Here is an 18,974-nt window from a genome sequence, read left to right as displayed (position 1 = left end):
GTCAAATCTTCGCCAGCGGCGCGCCGGCGCGCACGACGGGCGCTTCGCGGATCGGCAGGTTGACCAGGGCCGCGGCGAGGGCGAGCGCGATGTCGGCGTACCACATCCAGGTGAAGTCGCCGAAGTGCACGAAGGCCAGGCCGCCCAGCCAGGCGCCGAAGAAACCGCCGATCTGGTGCGACAGCAGCGTCAGGCCGAACAGCGTAGCCAGGTAGCGCATGCCGAACAGTTTTCCGACCAGGCCGGCGGTGGGCGGCACCGTGGCCAGCCAGGTGAAGCCGAGCGCGGCGGCGAGGATATAGAAGGTCGTGGCCGTCTTGGGCGCGACGAGATACAAGGCGATGATCAGCGCACGGCTGAAGTACATCAGGGCCAGCAGGTTTTTCATGCGATAGCGTGTCGCCAGCGCGCCGGCCGTCAGGCTGCCGGCGATATTGAACAGGCCGATCAAGCCGAGCGCCGTGCCCGCCACGCCGACCGGCAGGCCGCACAGCGCCACCTCCCCCGGCAGATGGGTCACGAGAAAGGCGATATGGAAGCCGCAGGTGAAAAAGCCCGCATGCAGGCACAGGTAGCTGCGGTCGCGCATGGCTTGCTTGAGTTGCTGGGTCAGGCCGATGCCCGCGATCGGCGCCATCACGGGCGCCGCCCCGGCTGCGGCGACGCTCGGCTGCGCCGCCTTGCGTCCGCGCATCAGCCAGGCCAGCGGGATCGTCAGCAGGGTCGTGGCCGCCATGGTGAACATGGCGATGATCCAGCCGGGTCCGGCGATCAGGAATTGCATCAGCGGCGAAAAAACGAACTGGCCGAAGGAACCGCCGGCATTGATGAAGCCCGAGGCGAACGGGCGCCGCGCGGGCGGCAGGCGCTGGGCGGTGGCGCCGATCAGGATCGAAAAGCTGCCGGCGCCGGCGCCCGCGGCCGAGAGCAGGCCCATGGTCAGCAGGAGGCCCCACTCCGAACCGACGAAGGGCGTGGCGGCCAGGCCGCCGGCCAGCAGCAGCGCGCCGAGCACGATCACGCGCGCCGGACCATATTTGTCGGCAATGGCGCCGAATACCGGCTGCGACGCGCCCCACATGAACTGGCCCACGGCCAGGGCGAAGCTGATCGTCGCCACGCCCAGGCCGGTGGCGGTATTCAGGGGAGACAGGAACAGACCGGTGGTCAGGCGCGCGCCCATGGTGATCATCAGGATTGCGCTGGCGGCAAGGATCAGGAGCCAGGCGGCGCGTGGCGACAGCTCGTTGTGGGTGCTCATCATCATCCCCTTATTTTTTTGCCGCAATGCACGCGCACGCGGAATTGGAATGAGAGTTTAACAACGAACCGCATGCCTTGCAGGCGGCCCGGTATTTATTGCCGGGTGGCTGCGGGAGGCGAACTGCTGACATCGAACAAACAAGGGCGGGGATATCAGCCGGGTTATTTCAGTCCAACGATACGTACCGGCCCAGCCGGAGCGCTGCCCCACCATCAAGGCAGCTTCACCCACCACAAGAGAATGGCACCAGAATGCACGAGCAGACCACAAAACCGGCTGTGGGCCGCAGGCCGCAGGCACGCGGCGGCGGCGTCGCACCACAGCGCCTGCCGCTGCGCACGCCCACTGACACCGCTGCAAAACGCGGAGAGGACGACCACATGGAACTCAGAAGCGCGAAGCTGGAAAGTTTTGGCGACGAATGCCGCAGGGACATGCGTTCCGTCGACGTGCGGCTGGCGAAAATCGAAACCGTCGCCGAGGCGCTGTCCCGGAATGCGGCAACCAAAGCGGACGTCTCGCAACTCGAAGCGACGCTGATTAAATGGTTCCTCGGCACGGCGGTGGCGACTGCCGGGGCTGCATTCGGGTTTGCGCGCCTGCTCCAGTAAGCGGCAGGCGGCGCTGCGGCCCTAGTCCGCGGACAGCTTCATCAGCACCAGGCCGAAGACAATCAGCACGGCGGCGAGGATGCGCGTCGCGTTGACCTGTTCGCCCAGTACGGCGATGCCGACAATGAATGCGCCGATGGCGCCGATGCCGGTCCACACCGTATAGGCGGTACCGAGGGGAATGGTGCGCATCGACATCGACAACAAGGCGAAACTCGCGATCATCATCACGATGGTGACGACCGACGGCAATAGTCGCGTAAAGCCTTCCGACTGCTTCATCGAATACGCCCACACGACTTCGAGTACTCCTGCGACAACCAGCATGATCCAGGCCATAACGGCTCTCCTTTCAAGAGCCGGGCCGTCCCGGAAAGATGATTCCCGCGGTTGGGGGAGGTCGTCCTCCTGTACGTCCCTGGCAAAGCTGCCAGGGTGCATGCGTTTGCTTAAGCGCCGGTCTTGATCAGCATGGCCACGGCTTCCGCAGCCATGCCCTCTTCCCGCCCCAGGTAGCCGAGCTTTTCGTTGGTCTTGGCCTTGACGTTCACCTGCTGCGGCGACACGCCCAGGTCTTCGGCGATGCGCGAGACCATGTGCGGGATGTGCGGCGCCATCTTCGGTTGCTGGGCGATGATGGTCGCGTCGATGTTGCCGATGGTGTAGCCGGTGGCGACCACGCGCGTGGCCGCTTCGCGCAGCAGCGTGCGCGAGTCGGCGCCCGCGAACATCGGGTCGGTGTCGGGGAAATGCTTGCCGATGTCGCCCAGCGCGGCGGCGCCGAACAGGGCGTCGATGATGGCGTGCAGCAGCACGTCGGCGTCCGAATGGCCGAACAGGCCCAGGCGGTGCGGGATGGTCACGCCGCCGACGATCAGCTTGCGCCCTTCGACCAGGCGGTGGCAGTCATAGCCGGTGCCGATGCGAAACGGTGGAGTCGGGTTATAGGATGCGAGTGCCATGGTGTGCTTACAATAATTCGGGTTGGGCCGTGGCCAGGTACATTTCGGCGATGCGCACGTCCGAGGGCAGCGTCACCTTCATGTTGCGCGGATGGCCTTCGACCAGTTTCGGCGACAGGCCCAGCGCTTCCACGGCCGAGGCGTCGTCGGTGATCTGTTTCGGATCGCGCGCCGCGTCGCTGGCAAACGCCAGGGCCTCGCGCAGCAGTTTATACCGGAACATCTGCGGCGTCTGTGCCAGCCACAATCCTTCGCGCGAGACGGTACCGAGCTCGCCGGCGATGCTGCGCTTGACGGTATCGACCACCGGCAAGGCCAGCAGGCCGCCGACCGGGTGTTCGCCGGTGCTGGTGATCAGTTTTTCGATCAGCGCTTCGTCCAGGCCGGGCCGGGCGGCGTCGTGCACCAGCACCCAGTCGTCTTCGCGCAGGGTCGGGGCCAGTGCCGCCAGGCCGTTGCGCACGGACTCCATGCGGGTGTCGCCGCCGCAGCGCAGCACGGTCACGCCGTGGCTCGGCACGATGCTGTCGATGACGGGGTCGTCGGCGCTGACCACGACATAGGTATGCGCGATCAGTTCGCTGAACAGGAAGGCGTCGATGGCGTGGCGCAGCATGGGCTTGCCGCCGAGCTTCAGGTATTGCTTGGGGCCGCTTGCGGCCATGCGTGCCCCGACGCCGGCGGCGGGGATCAATGCGAAATAACGTGGTGCCTGGGAATTCATGTGGTTCGTTGTCTTTTTGCCGGTCTGATAAGAGACTGTACCTCACCTGCGCAAATTTTGCCGAGACGCGCGTACTCCTGCGGCGTATCGATGGCGGCCTGCAAACGCTCGACTTTCGCCATTTCGGCTTTGATGAAGGGCATCCAGCCGCTATTGATTTCGCGCTGCAACAAATCGCGCGCCTGCCCCGCCGGCGCATACAGCGGCTTGCCCTCGAAGCGGCGCGCCAGCGCTTCGCTGACGACCTTCTCGGCGCGCGGCAGGAAGTCCAGGTAGATGTTCAGGTGGCGCATCTCGTGCGCCAGGATCTCGCGGTAGGCACAGGTATTAGGCGCGAACTCGCGCCCGACGTAGACGACGATCGGCAGGTAATACAGATTCACCTCCAGCCGCGGCGCGATGCACTCGTAGCCGGTTGCCGGGTCGCTCAGCATGCGCCCTTCCACCTTGACCGCAACGCGCGACTCGGTGCGCGTCAGCCCCAGCACGTAGCTGCCCGGGGCGCGGTCGCCCTTCATGCTCGAGAGGCCGTGGAAGGAATAGCTGTTGTCGATGCGGTGGCCGTTCTGCTTCGACGACATCACCGAGACGCTTTGCCCGATGGTGTCTTCGCAACGCGCCTGGAAAGGCGTGCGCGCACTGGCCGGCGCCAGCACGCACAACAGCAACAGGGCCACCGGCAACTTCATCGCTCAGGTCGGCGACCAGTTTCCGTTCACGATCTTTTCCAGCCAAAAGGCGCCGATGATCGTCTTCACGTCGGTCACCTGCCCTGCCTTGACCATGTCGAGCAATTCGGGGATGGTCGCTGTAAAGGTTTCCAGGAATTCGCCTTCGTCGAGCTTCGCTTCGCCCGCGGTGAGGCCACGCGCCAAAAACAGTTCCAGGTGCTCGTCGGAATAGGCGATGGCGTTGTGGATGGTGCAGACGAAACGCCAGTCGGTGGCGGTATAACCGGTTTCCTCTTCCAGCTCGCGCTTGGCGCAGGCCAGGTGCTCCTCGCCCGGATCGATTTTACCGGCCGGGAATTCGACGAAGACCTGGTCGTTCGGGTAGCGGAACTGGCGTTCGAGCAGCACGCGGCCATCGTCGAACAGCGGCAGGATCACCACCGCGCCTGGATGGCGGATGTATTCGCGATGCGAGATTTTGCCGTCAGGCAGTTGAATGCGGTCGCGCGAGACTTTGAGGAACTTGCCGTCGTAGGCAATCTCGCCGTCGAGGCGGATTTCCTTCAGGTGCGAATCCATTGGACTCCTGGGTAAAGCGTTGATCGGAAAATCAGCGGCGCTTACGCAGGTAACGAATCACAAATCCTGGAAACGCCAGCACGAGGAACAGGCAGCCGGTCACCGCATAGAATTCCCAGCCCTGGGCAAACACGTTGCCGATGCGGGATTCCAGCAGGTAAGCGACAGCGCCGACGAGGAAGTATAGAACAAGGAGCTCGAGCAGGCGCGCAATGAAGGGTTTGTTGCGCGCCAGCCCGGTGTGCGCTGGCTTCAGGGAGATGAAACCGAACACGCGCTCGTTCGCAAACGGAAGGTTGGCCGCCGCCAGGGCAAGCAGCACGACGATCCAGCCTGCGAACGAGACATCCATCAGCGTTGCAGCTTAGGACTTGAGGGTCAGCTGGATCGCCTGCAGGCAGGCGCCCAGCAGTGCGCCCGGGATCAGGCCGAGTACCACCACCGCCACGCCGTTCAGCGACAGCGCGACGCGCATGTCGGTCGGCGTCACGATCGGGCTGGTGTCGACGGCGTCGTCGAACCACATCGTCTTGACCACACGCAGGTAGTAGAAGGCGCCGATCAGCGAGAACATGACGGCGACCACGGCCAGCCAGACGGCGCCGGTGTTGGCGACGGCTTGCAGCACTGCCCACTTGGCCATGAAGCCCATCATCGGCGGCACGCCGGCCAGCGAGAACATCAGGATCGTCATGACGACCGCGAACCACGGGCTGCGACGGCCCAGGCCCTTGAAGTCGGCGATCTGCTCGGCCTCGAAGCCCGAACGCGCCAGCATCATGATGATGCCGAAGCTGCCCAGCGTGGTCAGCACGTAGGTGATCGACGAGTACATGGCAGCCGAGTACGCGGCCGGCATATTGCTCGCATCGTCGCCGACGACACCGGCCATCATGCCCAGCAGCACGAAGCCCATCTGTGCAATGGTCGAATAGGCCAGCATGCGCTTCAGGTTGGTCTGGGCGATGGCGGTCAGGTTACCGATCGCCAGCGACAGCACGGCCAGCACCAGCAGCATCTGCTGCCAGTCGTAGGCCAGGGTCGGCAGCGCTTCCACCAGCAAACGCATCACCATGGCGAACGCGGCCAGCTTCGGCGCGCCGCCCAGCAGCAGCGTCACGGCCGTCGGCGAACCCTGGTAGACGTCCGGCGCCCACATGTGGAACGGCACCGCGCCCAGCTTGAAGGCCAGGCCGGCCACCAGGAACACCAGGCCGAACACGAGGATGGTCGGGTTGGCGCCGGTGGCGGCGACGCGGGCGATGTCCGGCAGGTTCAGCGAACCGGTGGCGCCATAGATCATCGAGATACCGTAGAGCATGAAGCCCGAGGCGAGTGCGCCGAGGATAAAGTACTTCATCGCCGCTTCGGTCGAAGTGGCGTGGTCGCGGCGCAGCGCCACCAGGGCGTACAGCGACAGCGACATCAGTTCCAGGCCCAGGTAGATCGACAGCATGCTGTTACCCGAGATCATGATCATCTGGCCGAGCATCGCGAACAGCGCGAGCACGTAGAACTCGCCGCCCAGGTTACCCGACAACATGCCGCGTTCGGTCACGTACTGGCGCGAATACACCAGCGTCAGGCCGACGGCCACGTAGGTAAACAGTTTCAGCAGGTTCGACATCGGGTCGGACACGTACATGCCGTTGAAGGTGTACACGGTCGCACCAGCATTGAAGTCGGCAGCCGTGATCACCGCGCAGCCGACCAGGGTCAGCAGCGACAGGTAGTAGGTCACGTTGCGGCGCGACCCTTTCAGATACATATCGATCAGCAGGATCGCGGAAGCCGCGATCAGGAGGAAGATTTCGGCGTAGACCGGCACCAGGTTGGTGTCGACGTCCGCTAGCAATGTGTTATTCATGGCGTCTATTTCGATTTATTGAGGCAGCGGCGGGAGCTTGCTCACGGACACGTGCTGCAGCAGGTCGGCCACCGAGGTCTGCAGCGTCTCGGCGATCGGCGCTGGATACAGGCCCATCCACAGCGTGGCGATTGCCAGCACGGCCAGGATCGCGAACTCGCGCTTGTTCAAGTCGACCAGTTCGGCGACGTGCTTGTTGCCGATCGGGCCGAACACGACGCGCTTGACCATCCACAGCGAGTAGGCCGCGCCCAGGATCAGTGCGGTCGCAGCCAGCAGGCCGGTCCAGAAGTTGAACTGCACGGCGCCCAGGATGACCATGAATTCGCCGATGAAGCCCGAGGTGGCAGGCAGGCCGGCATTGGCCATCGAGAACAGCACGGCGAAGGCCGCGAACTTCGGCATCGTGTTGACGACGCCGCCGTAGTCGGCGATTTCACGCGAGTGCACGCGGTCGTACAGCACGCCGATGCAGAGGAACATCGCGCCGGACACGAAGCCGTGCGAGATCGACTGCATCAGGCCGCCCTGCACGCCCATGTCGTTGAAGATGAAGAAGCCGAGCGTGACGAAACCCATGTGGGCAATCGACGAGTAGGCGACCAGTTTCTTCATGTCCTTCTGGACCAGGGCCACGAGACCGATGTAGATCACGGCGACCAGCGACAGCACGATCACGACCGGGGCCAGGTAGTGCGCGGCGTCCGGGGTGATCGGCAGCGAAAAACGCAGGAAGCCGTAGGCGCCCAGTTTCAGCATGATCGCGGCCAGCACGACCGAACCGCCGGTTGGCGCTTCGACGTGGGCGTCCGGCAGCCAGGTGTGCACCGGCCACATCGGCACTTTCACGGCGAAGGCCATGAAGAAGGCGATGAAGATCAGGATCTGTTCCTTCATGCCCAACGCCTGGGTATGCCACTTCTGGATGTCGAAGGTGCCCGAGACGTTGTACAGGTAGATGATCGCGATCAGCGTCAGCAGCGAGCCGAAGAACGTGTACAGGAAGAATTTAAACGCCGCGTACACGCGGTTCGGGCCGCCGAACACGCCGATGATGATGAACATCGGGATCAGCGTCGCTTCGAAGAAGAAGTAGAACAGCACGCCGTCGAGCGAAGCGAACACACCGATCATCAGGCCCGACAGCAGCAGGAAGGAACCCATGTACTGCGCCACGCGCTCCTGGATGACTTCCCAGGCGGCGAGGATGACGATGACGGTGATGAACGCGGTCAGCGGAATGAACCACAGCGACAGGCCGTCGACGCCGAGGCGGTAGAAGATCGAGAAACGCTCGATCCAGGTCGCCACTTCATAGAACTGCATGCCGTGGGCGGCATTGTCGAAGTTGGCAATCAGCGGGATCGTCGGCAGGAAGCTGACGACGCCGCCAACCAGCGCCAGCAGGCGCACGAAGCCGCGGTTGCTGTCGCGCCCGACGGCGAGCACGAGCACGCCGAACAGGATCGGGAGCCAGATCGCCAGGCTCAGGTAGGGAGGAAATGTAGAGATCGTAGACTGCATCATTTGTCTTTTTCTTTGCCTGTGATTAGCGCCAGAACGGGAAGAAGTACAGCAGGGTCGCCATGACGCCCACGATCATCACGAACGCGTAGTGATAGATGTAACCGGTCTGGAAGGTACGGGTGAGCGTCGCGAACCAGCCGACCAGCTTGGCCGAACCGTTGACCAGCAAGCCGTCGATCAGCGCGCGGTCGCCGCCCTTCCAGAGGCCGGTACCGACGGCGCGTGCGCCGCCGGCGAACACCGCCTGGTTGAACTTGTCCATGTAGTACTTGTTGTCCAGCAGCGTGTGCAGGAACTTGAACTTGTTGTAGAACCAGGCCGGAACGCGTGGATTGACCATGTAGCAGTAGTAGGCGAATGCGACGCCTGCCAGTGCCAGCCAGAACGGTGCGGTCTGCAGGCCGTGCAGTGCCATGGCGCCGGCACCGTGGAACTCTTCGCGCAGGGTTTCCATCGCAGTGTGGTTTTCGCCGACGAAGATCACGTCCTTGAAGAAGTCGCCGTGCAGCATCGGACCGATCGCCAGGTAACCGATGATCACCGACGGGATCGCCAGCAGGACCAGCGGCAGGGTCACGACCCATGGCGACTCATGCGGCTTCTGGCCCGGGGCCAGGCCGTGGTGGCCATGGTCTTCTTCATGGTGCGCATCCGAATCGTGCTCGGCGTGCGGGTCCGCATGGCCGTGGCCAGCAGCGACCGCTTGCTTGTGGTCGTCATGGGCGTGCGAATCATGCGCATGCGCCTTGCCGAAACGCTCTTCCCCGTGGAACACCAGGAAGTACATGCGGAACGAGTAGAACGCGGTCACGAAGACACCAGCAAGCACGGCGAAGTTGGCGAAACCGGCGCCCGGGATGTTCGACGCGTGCACCGCTTCGATGATCGAATCCTTCGAGTAGAAGCCCGAGAAGAACGGGGTACCGATCAGGGCCAGCGAGCCCAGCAGCGAGGTGATCCAGGTGATCGGCATGTACTTGCGCAGGCCGCCCATGTTGCGCATGTCCTGGTCGTGGTGCATGCCGATGATGACCGAACCGGCGCCCAGGAACAGCAGTGCCTTGAAGAATGCGTGGGTCATCAGGTGGAACACGGCGACGGAATAGGCCGAGGCGCCCAGCGCGACCGTCATGTAGCCTAGCTGCGACAGCGTCGAGTAAGCGACGACGCGCTTGATGTCGTTCTGGATGATGCCCAGGAAGCCCATGAACAGCGCGGTGATCGAACCGATGACGATGATGAACGACAGTGCGCCATCCGACAGTTCGAACAGCGGCGACATGCGCGCCACCATGAAGATACCGGCGGTAACCATCGTCGCAGCGTGGATCAGTGCCGAAATCGGGGTCGGGCCTTCCATCGAGTCGGGCAGCCAGACGTGCAGCGGGAACTGCGCCGACTTGCCCATCGCGCCGATGAACAGGCAGATGCAGGCGGCGGTCAGCAGCGGCCAGCCAATGCCGGGCACCGTCATGCCGACCAGCTTGTCGGCTTGCTGGAAGGTTTCGCCGTAGTGCATCGTGCCCGAGGCGGCCAGCAGCAGGCCGATACCGAGGATGAAGCCGAAGTCGCCGACGCGGTTGACCAGGAAGGCCTTCATGTTGGCGAAGATCGCGGTCGGACGGGTGTACCAGAAACCGATCAGCAGGTACGAGACCAGGCCCACCGCTTCCCAGCCGAAGAACAGCTGCAGGAAGTTGTTCGACATGACCAGCATCAGCATCGCGAACGTGAACAGCGAGATGTACGAGAAGAAGCGGTTGTAGCCTTCGTCCTCGGCCATGTAGCCGATCGTGTAGACGTGCACCATCAGCGACACCGAGGTGACCACGCACATCATCATTGCCGACAGCGTGTCGATCTGGAAGCCGACCGCCAGCTTGACGGTACCGACCTGCATCCAGGTATAGATGTCCTGGTTGAAGGTGGCGCCGTCGAGCACCGCCAGCAGGGTCTGCACCGAGATGATCAGGGCGATCAGGACACCGAGGATGGTTGCCGAGTGGGAGACCTTGCGGCCGACCACGTTACCAAGGAACTTGGTACCGAGCAGGCCGGCAATTGCCGAGCCTGCCAGCGGCGCCAGGGGCACCGCGAGTAGGAGTGAGGAAGAAAGCTGCTCCGCCATGTTGAACCTTATTCGTTATTGTTAATCAACCGAGACCGGTCAGCCCTTGAGGCTGTCGAGGTCTTCCACATTGATCGTGTCCAGGTTGCGGAACAGGACCACCAGGATCGCCAGGCCGATCGCCGATTCGGCGGCCGCGACGGTCAGGATGAAGAACACGAAGATCTGCCCCGCCGCATCGCCCAGGTAGTGCGAGAAGGCGATGAAGTTCAGGTTCACCGCCAGCAGCATCAGTTCGATGGCCATCAGCAGGATGATGATGTTCTTCCGGTTCAGGAAGATACCGACGATCGAGATCGCGAACAGGATCGCGCCCAGGACCAGGTAGTGTGCGAGCGAAATAGTCATGGGGTCTCCTTGTTCGGCGCGGCCGCGGTTGCTGCTGCTGCGGCAGCCACGTTGGCTTCGTCGATGGCGCGCTGGTTCACCGGCGCCATCTTGACGATGCGCAGGCGGTCGTTACGCTGGACGCGCACGGCGGCGCCCGGGTCGATGGCCTTGCTGTCCTTGCGGCGGCGCAACGTCAGGGCCACGGCGGCGATGATCGCCACCAGCAGGATCACGGCGGCGATCTCGAAGCCGTAGATGTACTTGGTGTAGATCAGGCGCCCCAGTTCCTTGGTGCCGCCGATGTTCAGCGCAGCCGCTTCCGGCGTCTGGGCAAAGCCGCTGTAGCCGTTCCACAGCACCAGCGCCATTTCGATGACGACCACGGCGCCGATGATCAGGGCCATCGGCAGGTAGCCGAGGAAACCTTCGCGCATGCGGTCGACGTTAATGTCGAGCATCATGACGACGAACAGGAACAGCACCATGACCGCGCCGACGTACACCAGCACCAGCACGATGGCGAGGAACTCGGCCTTCAGCAGCAGCCAGATACCGGCGGCGTTGAAGAACGCGAGCACGAGGAACAGCGCGGCGTGCACCGGGTTCTTCGCAGTGATGACGCGCAGCGCGGACAGCACCATGATGGCCGCGAAGACGTAGAACAAACCAGTTGTGAATTGCATGACTTGACGGGCCTTTTTCTTATCGGTACTTCGCGTCGGCCGCTCGAGCGGCAGCGATGTCGGCTTCGTAGCGGTCGCCCACGGCCAGCAGCATCTCTTTGGTGTAGTAGAGATCGCCGCGCTTTTCGCCGTGGTATTCCAGCACGTGGGTCTCGACGATCGAGTCGACCGGGCAGGACTCTTCGCAGAAGCCGCAGAAGATGCACTTGGTCAGGTCGATGTCGTAGCGCGTGGTGCGGCGGGTGCCGTCTTCGCGCTGCGCCGATTCGATCGTGATGGCCATGGCCGGGCACACCGCTTCGCACAGTTTGCAGGCGATGCAGCGCTCTTCCCCGTTCGGGTAGCGGCGCAGCGCGTGCAGGCCGCGGAAGCGGTTCGACATCGGCGTCTTTTCTTCCGGATACTGCACGGTGATCTTGCGCGACAAGGCATACTTGCCCGTCAGGGCCAGACCCTTGAACAGTTCGGACAGCATCAGGCTGCCGAGGATATCTTTAATTCGGTTCATTTGAATGTGCTTCCTTACTTCCAGATATTCCAGGACGTCTGCATGACGCCGGCAACCAGCACCAGCCACACCAGCGTGATCGGAATGAACACTTTCCAGCCCAGGCGCATGATCTGGTCATAGCGGTAACGCGGGAAGGTGCCGCGGACCCAGATCATCATCGAGACCAGCGCGAACATCTTCAGGAACAGCCAGAAGAAGCCGCCGAAGGCGCCGCCGAATTCCAGGAACGCGAACGGTGCGTGCCAGCCGCCGAGGAACATGATCGATGCCAGGGTGGCGATCAGGATCATGTTGGCGTATTCGGCCAGCATGAACATCGCGTAGGACATGCCCGAGTACTCGACCATGTGGCCGGCGACGATCTCCGACTCGCCCTCGACAACGTCGAACGGGTGGCGGTTACATTCGGCCAGGCCGGAGACGAAATAGATCACGAACAGCGGCAGCAGCGGCAGCCAGTTCCACGACAGGAAGTTCAGGCCATTCGAAGCGGCCATGCCGACGGCTTGACCGGCGACGATGTCCGAGAAGTTCAGGCTGCCCGAGACCATCAGCACCACGACCATCACGAAACCCATCGGGATTTCATACGAAATCATCTGGGCCGAAGCGCGCATCGCGCCCATGAACGAGTACTTCGAGTTCGACGACCAGCCGGCGATGATGATGCCGTAGACTTCGATCGAGGTGATCGCCAGCAGCAGCAGCAGGCCGGCATTCACGTTCGCCAGCGCCGCGTCCGGGCCGAAAGGCACGACCGACCAGGCAGCCAGTGCCGGCATGATCGTCATGATCGGACCCAGCACGAACAGCTTGGTGGTGGCTTTCGCCGGGATGACGATCTCTTTCAGCAGCAGCTTGACCGCATCGGCGATCGGCTGCAGCAGGCCCATCGGACCCACGCGGTTCGGGCCGACGCGGATCTGGATCCAGCCGATCAGCTTGCGTTCCCACAGGGTGGCGTAAGCGACCAGGCCCATCAGCGGCAGCAGCACGCACAGGATCTTGGCCACGGTCCAGGCCAGCGGCCAGACCGGGCCCAGCAGCGATTCGCCGCCGGTGTAGATGTTATCGATAAAACCGGGCGTTGCCATTAGTTGCCCTCCCCTGCTCGTTCTACGGTGATGGCGCCGAACATCGCGCCGAGGGTTGCGGTTGCCGGATGCGCGGCGGCGACGCGGACGACGTTCGCCGGCAGGCGGGCGTCGACGTCGGCGACCAGCAGCGCGCTGCCGTTGCCTTGCGTGACTTTCACGACGTCACCGGCTTTCACGCCGAGGCGTTCGGCCAGGGCTTTCGGCAGGCGTGCCAGCGGCTGCTGGCCATCGGCCGTACGCAACAGCGGTTCCGAACGGCGCGCGATGGCGTCGGCGAAATAGATCGGCACGTCAGCGATACGCTGGAGCGAGCCCGATTCTTCCGAGCGGCTTGCTGCCGACGGAGCGAGTTTCGCCACGTTGTTCAGCTTGGCCGACAGATCAGTCATGCCTTTACCCAGCGCTTCGTCGCGGATCGATTCGGCGGTGTCGTAATCGAAACCGCTCAAGCCGAGCAGGTTGCCCAGCACGCGCAGCACTTTCCAGGCCGGACGGGTCTCGCCCAGCGGTTTCACCGTGCCGTTGAAGCTCTGTGCCCGGCCTTCGCAGTTCACGAAGGTACCGGCGGTCTCGGTAAACGGCGAGATCGGCAGCAGCACGTCGGCATACTCGAAGCCATGCTTGAACGGCGACATGGCGACGACCATCTCGGCGCCGGCCAGTGCGGCAACGGCTTGCTGCGGGTTGGCTGCGTCGAGTTCCGGTTCCGCGTTAAGCAAGACATAAGCCTTCTTCGGTACGCTGAACAAATCGACATTGGTCGTGGCGCCCACCAGGTGGCCGCCGACCGTGTTCGCCGCTTCGACGAAATAGCCGAACTTGGCGCCGGTGGCGTTGGCGATCCATTGCGCGGCGGCGTGGATTTTGGACGCTTCCGGATGCTGCGTCACGGCGTTGCCGAGCAGGATCGCGCCCGGCACGTCGCCGTCGATCGCGACCAGCGAAGCAGCGATGGCCTTGGCCACGTCGCCGGCTTGCACGTTCTCGAAGCCGGCAGGGGCTGCGGTTTCCTTGGCGGCGGCGACGGCCGACACCACTTCGGACAGCACGGCCAGCCAGTCGCTTGGCGCGGCGATGAGCTTGTTGGCGGTCGGGATCAGGTTGTCGTCGTCGGCGCCGTGCAGGATCGACAGCTTGGCGCCGCCCTTCACCGCCTGGCGCAGGCGGGTTGCCACCAGCGGGTGGTCCTTGCGCAGGAACGAGCCGATGACGAAGGCGCGCTTCAGGTTCGACAGTTCGGCAATCGGCATGCCCAGCCATGGCGTGACGGCGCCATCCAGCGCGAAATCGCTCTGGCGCAGGCGGAAGTCGACGGCATTCACGCCGAAACCGCGCATGGCCTTGTTCAGCAGGAACAGCTCTTCGACGGTCGAATGCGCGGTGGCGACGGCGGCGATACTGTCGGCGCCATGTTCGTGACGGATGTTGCGCAGGCCGTGGGCGACGTATTCCAGCGCCGTCTGCCAGTCGGTTTCCTGCCACTGGCCGCCCTGCTTGATCATCGGATTGATCAGGCGGTCGGCATTGTCCAGCGCTTCGTACGAGAAGCGGTCCTTGTCCGACAGCCAGCATTCGTTGATGTGCTCGTTTTCGAGCGGCAGCACGCGCATGACCTTGCCGCCCTTGACCTGGACGATCAGGTTGGTACCGAGCGAGTCGTGCGGCGACACCGATTTACGGCGCGACAGTTCCCATGGACGTGCGCTGTAACGGAATGGCTTCGAGGTCAGCGCGCCGACCGGACACAGGTCGATCATGTTGCCCGACACTTCCGAGTCGACGGTCTTGCCGACAAAGGTCGTGATTTCCGAGTGCTCGCCGCGGCCCAGCATGCCGAATTCCATGACCCCGGCCACTTCCTGGCCGAAACGCACGCAACGGGTGCACTGGATGCAGCGCGCCATCTCTTCCATCGAGATCAGCGGGCCGGCTTCTTTCGGCGCGACCACGCGCTTTTCTTCGTTGTAGCGCGAATTGCTTTTACCGTAGCCGACGGCCAGGTCCTGCAGCTGGCATTCGCCGCCCTGGTCGCAGATCGGGCAATCGAGCGGGTGGTTAATCAGCAGGAATTCCATGACCGATTTCTGCGCGGCCACGGCCTTGTCGCTGTGGGTGCGCACGATCATGCCCGGCGACACTGGCGTGGCGCAGGCAGGCATCGGCTTCGGTGCTTTTTCCACTTCCACCAGGCACATGCGGCAGTTGGCGGCGATCGACAATTTCTTGTGATAGCAGAAGTGCGGAATGTAGGTTCCGAGTTTGTTTGCGGCGTCCATCACCATGGAACCTGGTGCGACTTCGACTTTTTTGCCGTCTAATTCAATTTCAACCATTTGATCGTTACCTGACCTGGCTTAAAGGTATTCGGGCACACAGCATTGCTTGTGCTCGATGTGATGAATGAATTCCTCACGGAAGTTCTTGATCATGGCTTCGACCGGCATCGCGGCGGCTTCGCCGAGTGCGCAGATCGTGCGGCCCTTGATGTTGAACGCGACGTTGTTCAGGAGCTCGATATCTTCCGGGCGGCCCTGGCCGTTTTCGATACGGTGCACCATGCGGTACAGCCAGCCGGTGCCTTCGCGGCACGGCGTGCACTGGCCGCACGACTCTTCGTAATAGAAGTAGGACAGGCGCAGCAGCGACTTGACCATGCAGCGCGTTTCGTCCATTACGATGACGGCGCCCGAACCCAACATCGAGCCCGCTTTCGCGATCGAGTCGTAGTCCATGTCCGTTTCCATCATGACTTCGCCACGGATGACCGGTGCCGACGAACCGCCTGGAATAACGGCCTTGATCTTCTTGCCGCCGCGCATACCGCCGGCCAGCTCGAGCAGCTTGGCGAACGGCGTGCCCAGCGGGATCTCGTAGTTGCCCGGACGCTCGACGTCGCCCGAGATCGAGAAGATCTTGGTGCCGCCGTTGTTCGGCTTGCCCATGCCCATGTAGTTTTCGGGGCCGACGTTCATGATGAACGGCACGGCGGCGAAGGTCTCGGTGTTGTTGATCGTGGTCGGCTTGCCGTACAGGCCGAACGAGGCCGGGAACGGCGGCTTGAAGCGCGGCTGTCCCTTCTTGCCCTCGAGCGACTCCAGCAGTGCGGTCTCTTCGCCGCAGATGTAGGCGCCGTAGCCGTGCGCGGCGTGCAACTGGAAGTTGAACGTCGAACCCATGATGCCATCGCCCAGGAAACCGGCGGCGCGCGCCTCTTCCAGCGCTTCTTCGAAACGCAGGTATTCCTGGAAGATCTCGCCGTGGATGTAGTTGTAGCCCACGGTGATGCCCATCGCGTAGGCGCCGATGGCCATGCCTTCGATCAGCGCGTGCGGGTTGTAGCGGATGATGTCGCGGTCCTTGAACGTGCCCGGCTCGCCTTCGTCGGTGTTGCAGACGAGGTATTTTTGGCCAGGGAACTGGCGCGGCATGAAGCTCCACTTCAGGCCGGTCGGGAAACCGGCGCCGCCGCGGCCGCGCAGGCCCGAGGCCTTCAGGTCGGCGATGACCTGTTCCTGGGTGACGCCACCCTCGAGGATACGGCGCAGGGCCGAATAGCCGCCGCGCTTGACGTAGTCTTCCAGGTGCCAGTTTTCGCCGTCCAGGTCCTTCAGGATCAGCGGATTGATGTGACGGTCGTGCAGGCTGGTCATACCTTGATTTCCTTCAGTTCATCCACCAGGGCGTCGATCTTCTCGTTGCTCATGAACGAGCACATGCGGTGGTTATTCACCAGCATGACCGGCGCATCGCCGCAGGCGCCCATGCACTCGCCCTCGAGCACGGTGAACTGGCCGTCTTCGGTGGTGCCTCTAAACTCGACGCCAAGCTTGTGCATCAAATGGTGGGCGGCACGCTCGCCGCCGGACAAGGCGCACGGCAGGTTGGTGCACACGGTGATCTTGTGCTTGCCGACCGGGCGGGTGTTGTACATGTTGTAGAAGGTCGCCACTTCCTGCACGGCGATGGCCGGCATGCCGATATAGTCGGCGACTTCCTGCATGGTATCGGGCGACAGCCAGCCCAGTTCGACCTGGGCGTGGGCCAGCGCGGCCATCACGGCCGATTGACGCTGGTCCGCCGGGTACTTGCCCAGCTCGCGGTCGATTTTTTTATAGCACTGCTCGGATAACAACATAATCTTTTCTGCCTTTGAACTGATCGAACTTATCGGTCGATGGAACCGAACACGATGTCCTGGGTGCCGATGATGGTGACGGCGTCGGCGATCATGTGGCCACGCGCCATCTCGTCCAGGCTCTGCAGGTGCGCATAGTCGGGCGTGCGGATCTTGAGGCGGTATGGCTTGTTGGCGCCGTCGGAAACAATGTAGATGCCGAACTCGCCCTTCGGGTGCTCGACCGCGGCATATGCCTCGCCCGGCGGGACGTGGAAGCCTTCGGTGAACAGCTTGAAGTGGTGAATCAGCGATTCCATGTTCGACTTCATCTCTTCGCGCGCAGGCGGGACGATCTTGTGGTTGTCGATCATCACCGGACCCTGGTTCGCGCGCAGCCAGGTAATGCACTGCTTGATGATGCGGTTCGACTGGCGCATCTCTTCCATGCGGACCAGGTAGCGGTCGTAGGAGTCGCCGTTGGTGCCGACCGGGATGTCGAACTCGAGCTTGTCGTACACGGCGTACGGCTGCGTCTTGCGCAGGTCCCAGGCCACGCCCGAACCGCGCAGCATGGCGCCGGTGAAGCCCATCGCCTTCGCGTCTTCCGGGCTGACCACACCGATGCCGACCGTCCTTTGCTTCCAAATCCTATTGTCGGTCAGCAGGGTTTCGTATTCGTCGACATAGCCGTCGAAACGCTTGGTAAACGCCTCGATGAAGTCCAGCACCGAACCCTGGCGGTCTTCGTTGAGCTGGTCGATCGCCTTCTTGCTGCGGATGATCGATTCCTTGTGCTTCGGCATGAAGTCCGGCAGGTCGCGGTAGACGCCGCCCGGGCGGTAGTAGGCCGCGTGCATGCGCGCGCCCGACACGGCTTCGTAGACGTCGAACAGGTCTTCGCGGTCGCGGAAGGCGTACAGGAACGGACCCATGGCGCCGATGTCGAGCGCGTGCGCGCCGAGCCACATCAGGTGGTTCAGCAGGCGGGTGATCTCGTCGAACATGACGCGGATGTACTGCGCGCGGATCGGCGCTTCGACGCCGAGCAGCTTTTCGACGGCCAGCACGTAGCCGTGCTCGTTGCACATCATCGAGACGTAGTCGAGGCGGTCCATGTACGGTACCGACTGCAGGTAGGTGCGCGTTTCGGCCAGCTTCTCGGTGCCGCGGTGCAGCAGGCCGATGTGCGGATCGGCGCGCTGGATCACTTCGCCGTCGAGTTCGAGCACGAGGCGCAGCACGCCGTGCGCTGCCGGGTGCTGCGGACCAAAGTTCAGGGTGTAATTCTTAAGCTCAGCCATTATTTCATCCCGTAGGTTTCTTCGCGGATCACGCGCGGGATGTTCTCACGCGGCTCAATCGTCACGGGTTGGTAGATCACGCGCTTCTGCTCGGGGTCGTAGCGCATTTCGACATAGCCCGAGATCGGGAAGTCCTTGCGGAACGGGTGGCCGATGAAGCCATAGTCGGTCAGGATGCGGCGCAGGTCGCCATGACCGTCGAACAGGATGCCGTACAGGTCGAAGGCTTCGCGCTCGTACCAGTTGGCGGCGCGCCAGATCGAGGTGATCGATTCCACGATCGGCATTTCGTCGTCGGGGGCGAAGACGCGCACGCGCACGCGCCAGTTGTTCGCCAGCGACAGCAGGTGGGTGGTGACCGCGTAGCGCGGGCCGTCCCAGGTGCCTTCCCCATATTGGGAGTAATCGACGCCGCACAAGTCGATCATTTCTTCGAATGCGAGCGACGGGTCGTCGCGCAGGGTCTGCATCGCCTTGAGGTAATCGGCGGCCTTGACCACCACGGTCACTTCGCCGAGCGCCGCCGAAATGGCAGCGCCCTCGCCCAGTGCTTTTTCCAGGGCGAGTTGGAGGACTTCGAGTTTTGTCGTCATGGTGAATCC

At 63.1% G+C, this 18,974-nt stretch carries 20 protein-coding genes; 1 reads left to right on the top strand and 19 read right to left on the bottom strand.

Features of this window, described 5'->3' with window-relative positions:
- Position 1: 1 nt before the first annotated feature.
- Positions 2-1,264, bottom strand: coding sequence for an MFS transporter (locus AC56LG_RS11400; RefSeq protein WP_497166418.1), 1,263 nt, complete (start codon positions 1,262-1,264; stop codon positions 2-4).
- 251 nt (positions 1,265-1,515) lie between these two features.
- Between AC56LG_RS11400 and AC56LG_RS11395 the strand changes: the two genes are divergently transcribed.
- Positions 1,516-1,875 (top strand): hypothetical protein, encoded by a 360-nt coding sequence (locus tag AC56LG_RS11395; RefSeq protein ID WP_497166213.1) that lies wholly within the window; start codon positions 1,516-1,518, stop codon positions 1,873-1,875.
- A gap of 21 nt (positions 1,876-1,896) precedes the next feature.
- Here the strand turns inward: AC56LG_RS11395 and AC56LG_RS11390 are convergent, their stop codons facing one another.
- The 18 genes from AC56LG_RS11390 to AC56LG_RS11305 all read right to left on the bottom strand — a co-directional run bounded on the left by AC56LG_RS11390 (position 1,897) and on the right by AC56LG_RS11305 (position 18,965).
- Positions 1,897-2,214: a DMT family transporter gene (locus tag AC56LG_RS11390; protein WP_497166212.1), complete on the bottom strand. Its 318-nt coding sequence runs from the start codon at positions 2,212-2,214 to the stop codon at positions 1,897-1,899.
- Between the two features lie 110 nt (positions 2,215-2,324).
- Positions 2,325-2,837, bottom strand: coding sequence for a 2-C-methyl-D-erythritol 2,4-cyclodiphosphate synthase (gene ispF, locus AC56LG_RS11385; protein WP_497166211.1), 513 nt, complete (start codon positions 2,835-2,837; stop codon positions 2,325-2,327).
- 7 nt (positions 2,838-2,844) lie between these two features.
- Entirely contained in the window at positions 2,845-3,561 is a 717-nt protein-coding gene (ispD, locus tag AC56LG_RS11380) for a 2-C-methyl-D-erythritol 4-phosphate cytidylyltransferase (protein ID WP_497166210.1), read from the bottom strand.
- Entirely contained in the window at positions 3,558-4,250 is a 693-nt protein-coding gene (locus tag AC56LG_RS11375) for a hypothetical protein (RefSeq protein WP_497166209.1), read from the bottom strand. The genes ispD and AC56LG_RS11375 overlap by 4 nt, the downstream gene beginning before the upstream one ends.
- A 3-nt stretch (positions 4,251-4,253) precedes the next feature.
- On the bottom strand, positions 4,254-4,811 hold the full coding sequence (locus AC56LG_RS11370) for an NUDIX domain-containing protein (RefSeq protein WP_497166208.1): 558 nt from the start codon (positions 4,809-4,811) through the stop codon (positions 4,254-4,256).
- Between the two features lie 31 nt (positions 4,812-4,842).
- Positions 4,843-5,163, bottom strand: coding sequence for a DUF2818 family protein (locus AC56LG_RS11365; RefSeq protein WP_497166207.1), 321 nt, complete (start codon positions 5,161-5,163; stop codon positions 4,843-4,845).
- 12 nt (positions 5,164-5,175) lie between these two features.
- Positions 5,176-6,678, bottom strand: a complete 1,503-nt coding sequence (gene nuoN / locus AC56LG_RS11360) for an NADH-quinone oxidoreductase subunit NuoN (RefSeq protein WP_497166206.1) — start codon at positions 6,676-6,678, stop codon at positions 5,176-5,178.
- A 15-nt stretch (positions 6,679-6,693) separates the two neighbouring features.
- Positions 6,694-8,205 carry an NADH-quinone oxidoreductase subunit M gene (locus AC56LG_RS11355; RefSeq protein WP_497166205.1) on the bottom strand — a complete coding sequence of 504 codons (1,512 nt, stop codon included), beginning with the start codon at positions 8,203-8,205 and terminating at the stop codon, positions 6,694-6,696.
- 22 nt (positions 8,206-8,227) lie between these two features.
- Positions 8,228-10,333 (bottom strand): NADH-quinone oxidoreductase subunit L, encoded by a 2,106-nt coding sequence (nuoL, locus tag AC56LG_RS11350; RefSeq protein WP_497166204.1) that lies wholly within the window; start codon positions 10,331-10,333, stop codon positions 8,228-8,230.
- 39 nt (positions 10,334-10,372) lie between these two features.
- Positions 10,373-10,681: an NADH-quinone oxidoreductase subunit NuoK gene (nuoK, locus tag AC56LG_RS11345; RefSeq protein ID WP_497166203.1), complete on the bottom strand. Its 309-nt coding sequence runs from the start codon at positions 10,679-10,681 to the stop codon at positions 10,373-10,375.
- Positions 10,678-11,346, bottom strand: a complete 669-nt coding sequence (locus AC56LG_RS11340) for an NADH-quinone oxidoreductase subunit J (RefSeq protein WP_497166202.1) — start codon at positions 11,344-11,346, stop codon at positions 10,678-10,680. The genes nuoK and AC56LG_RS11340 overlap by 4 nt, the downstream gene beginning before the upstream one ends.
- A 19-nt stretch (positions 11,347-11,365) precedes the next feature.
- Positions 11,366-11,854: an NADH-quinone oxidoreductase subunit NuoI gene (gene nuoI / locus AC56LG_RS11335; RefSeq protein WP_497166201.1), complete on the bottom strand. Its 489-nt coding sequence runs from the start codon at positions 11,852-11,854 to the stop codon at positions 11,366-11,368.
- Positions 11,855-11,868: 14 nt separating this feature from the next.
- Complete coding sequence (nuoH, locus tag AC56LG_RS11330) at positions 11,869-12,951, bottom strand: NADH-quinone oxidoreductase subunit NuoH (protein ID WP_497166200.1); 1,083 nt, start codon at positions 12,949-12,951, stop codon at positions 11,869-11,871.
- Entirely contained in the window at positions 12,951-15,287 is a 2,337-nt protein-coding gene (nuoG, locus tag AC56LG_RS11325; RefSeq protein WP_497166199.1) for an NADH-quinone oxidoreductase subunit NuoG, read from the bottom strand. Before nuoG ends, nuoH begins: the two co-directional genes overlap by 1 nt.
- 21 nt (positions 15,288-15,308) lie before the next feature.
- Positions 15,309-16,604, bottom strand: a complete 1,296-nt coding sequence (gene nuoF / locus AC56LG_RS11320; RefSeq protein ID WP_497166198.1) for an NADH-quinone oxidoreductase subunit NuoF — start codon at positions 16,602-16,604, stop codon at positions 15,309-15,311.
- Positions 16,601-17,089, bottom strand: a complete 489-nt coding sequence (gene nuoE, locus AC56LG_RS11315; RefSeq protein ID WP_497166197.1) for an NADH-quinone oxidoreductase subunit NuoE — start codon at positions 17,087-17,089, stop codon at positions 16,601-16,603. Before nuoE ends, nuoF begins: the two co-directional genes overlap by 4 nt.
- A 29-nt stretch (positions 17,090-17,118) precedes the next feature.
- Entirely contained in the window at positions 17,119-18,372 is a 1,254-nt protein-coding gene (locus tag AC56LG_RS11310) for an NADH-quinone oxidoreductase subunit D (protein WP_497166196.1), read from the bottom strand.
- Positions 18,372-18,965: an NADH-quinone oxidoreductase subunit C gene (locus AC56LG_RS11305; RefSeq protein ID WP_192055366.1), complete on the bottom strand. Its 594-nt coding sequence runs from the start codon at positions 18,963-18,965 to the stop codon at positions 18,372-18,374. Before AC56LG_RS11305 ends, AC56LG_RS11310 begins: the two co-directional genes overlap by 1 nt.
- Positions 18,966-18,974 lie beyond the last annotated feature (9 nt).

This window comes from Telluria sp. ZB2R32 (assembly GCF_059685715.1).
Note: the sequence above shows the minus strand (reverse complement) of the source record. Positions and strands in the feature narration are given on the sequence as shown.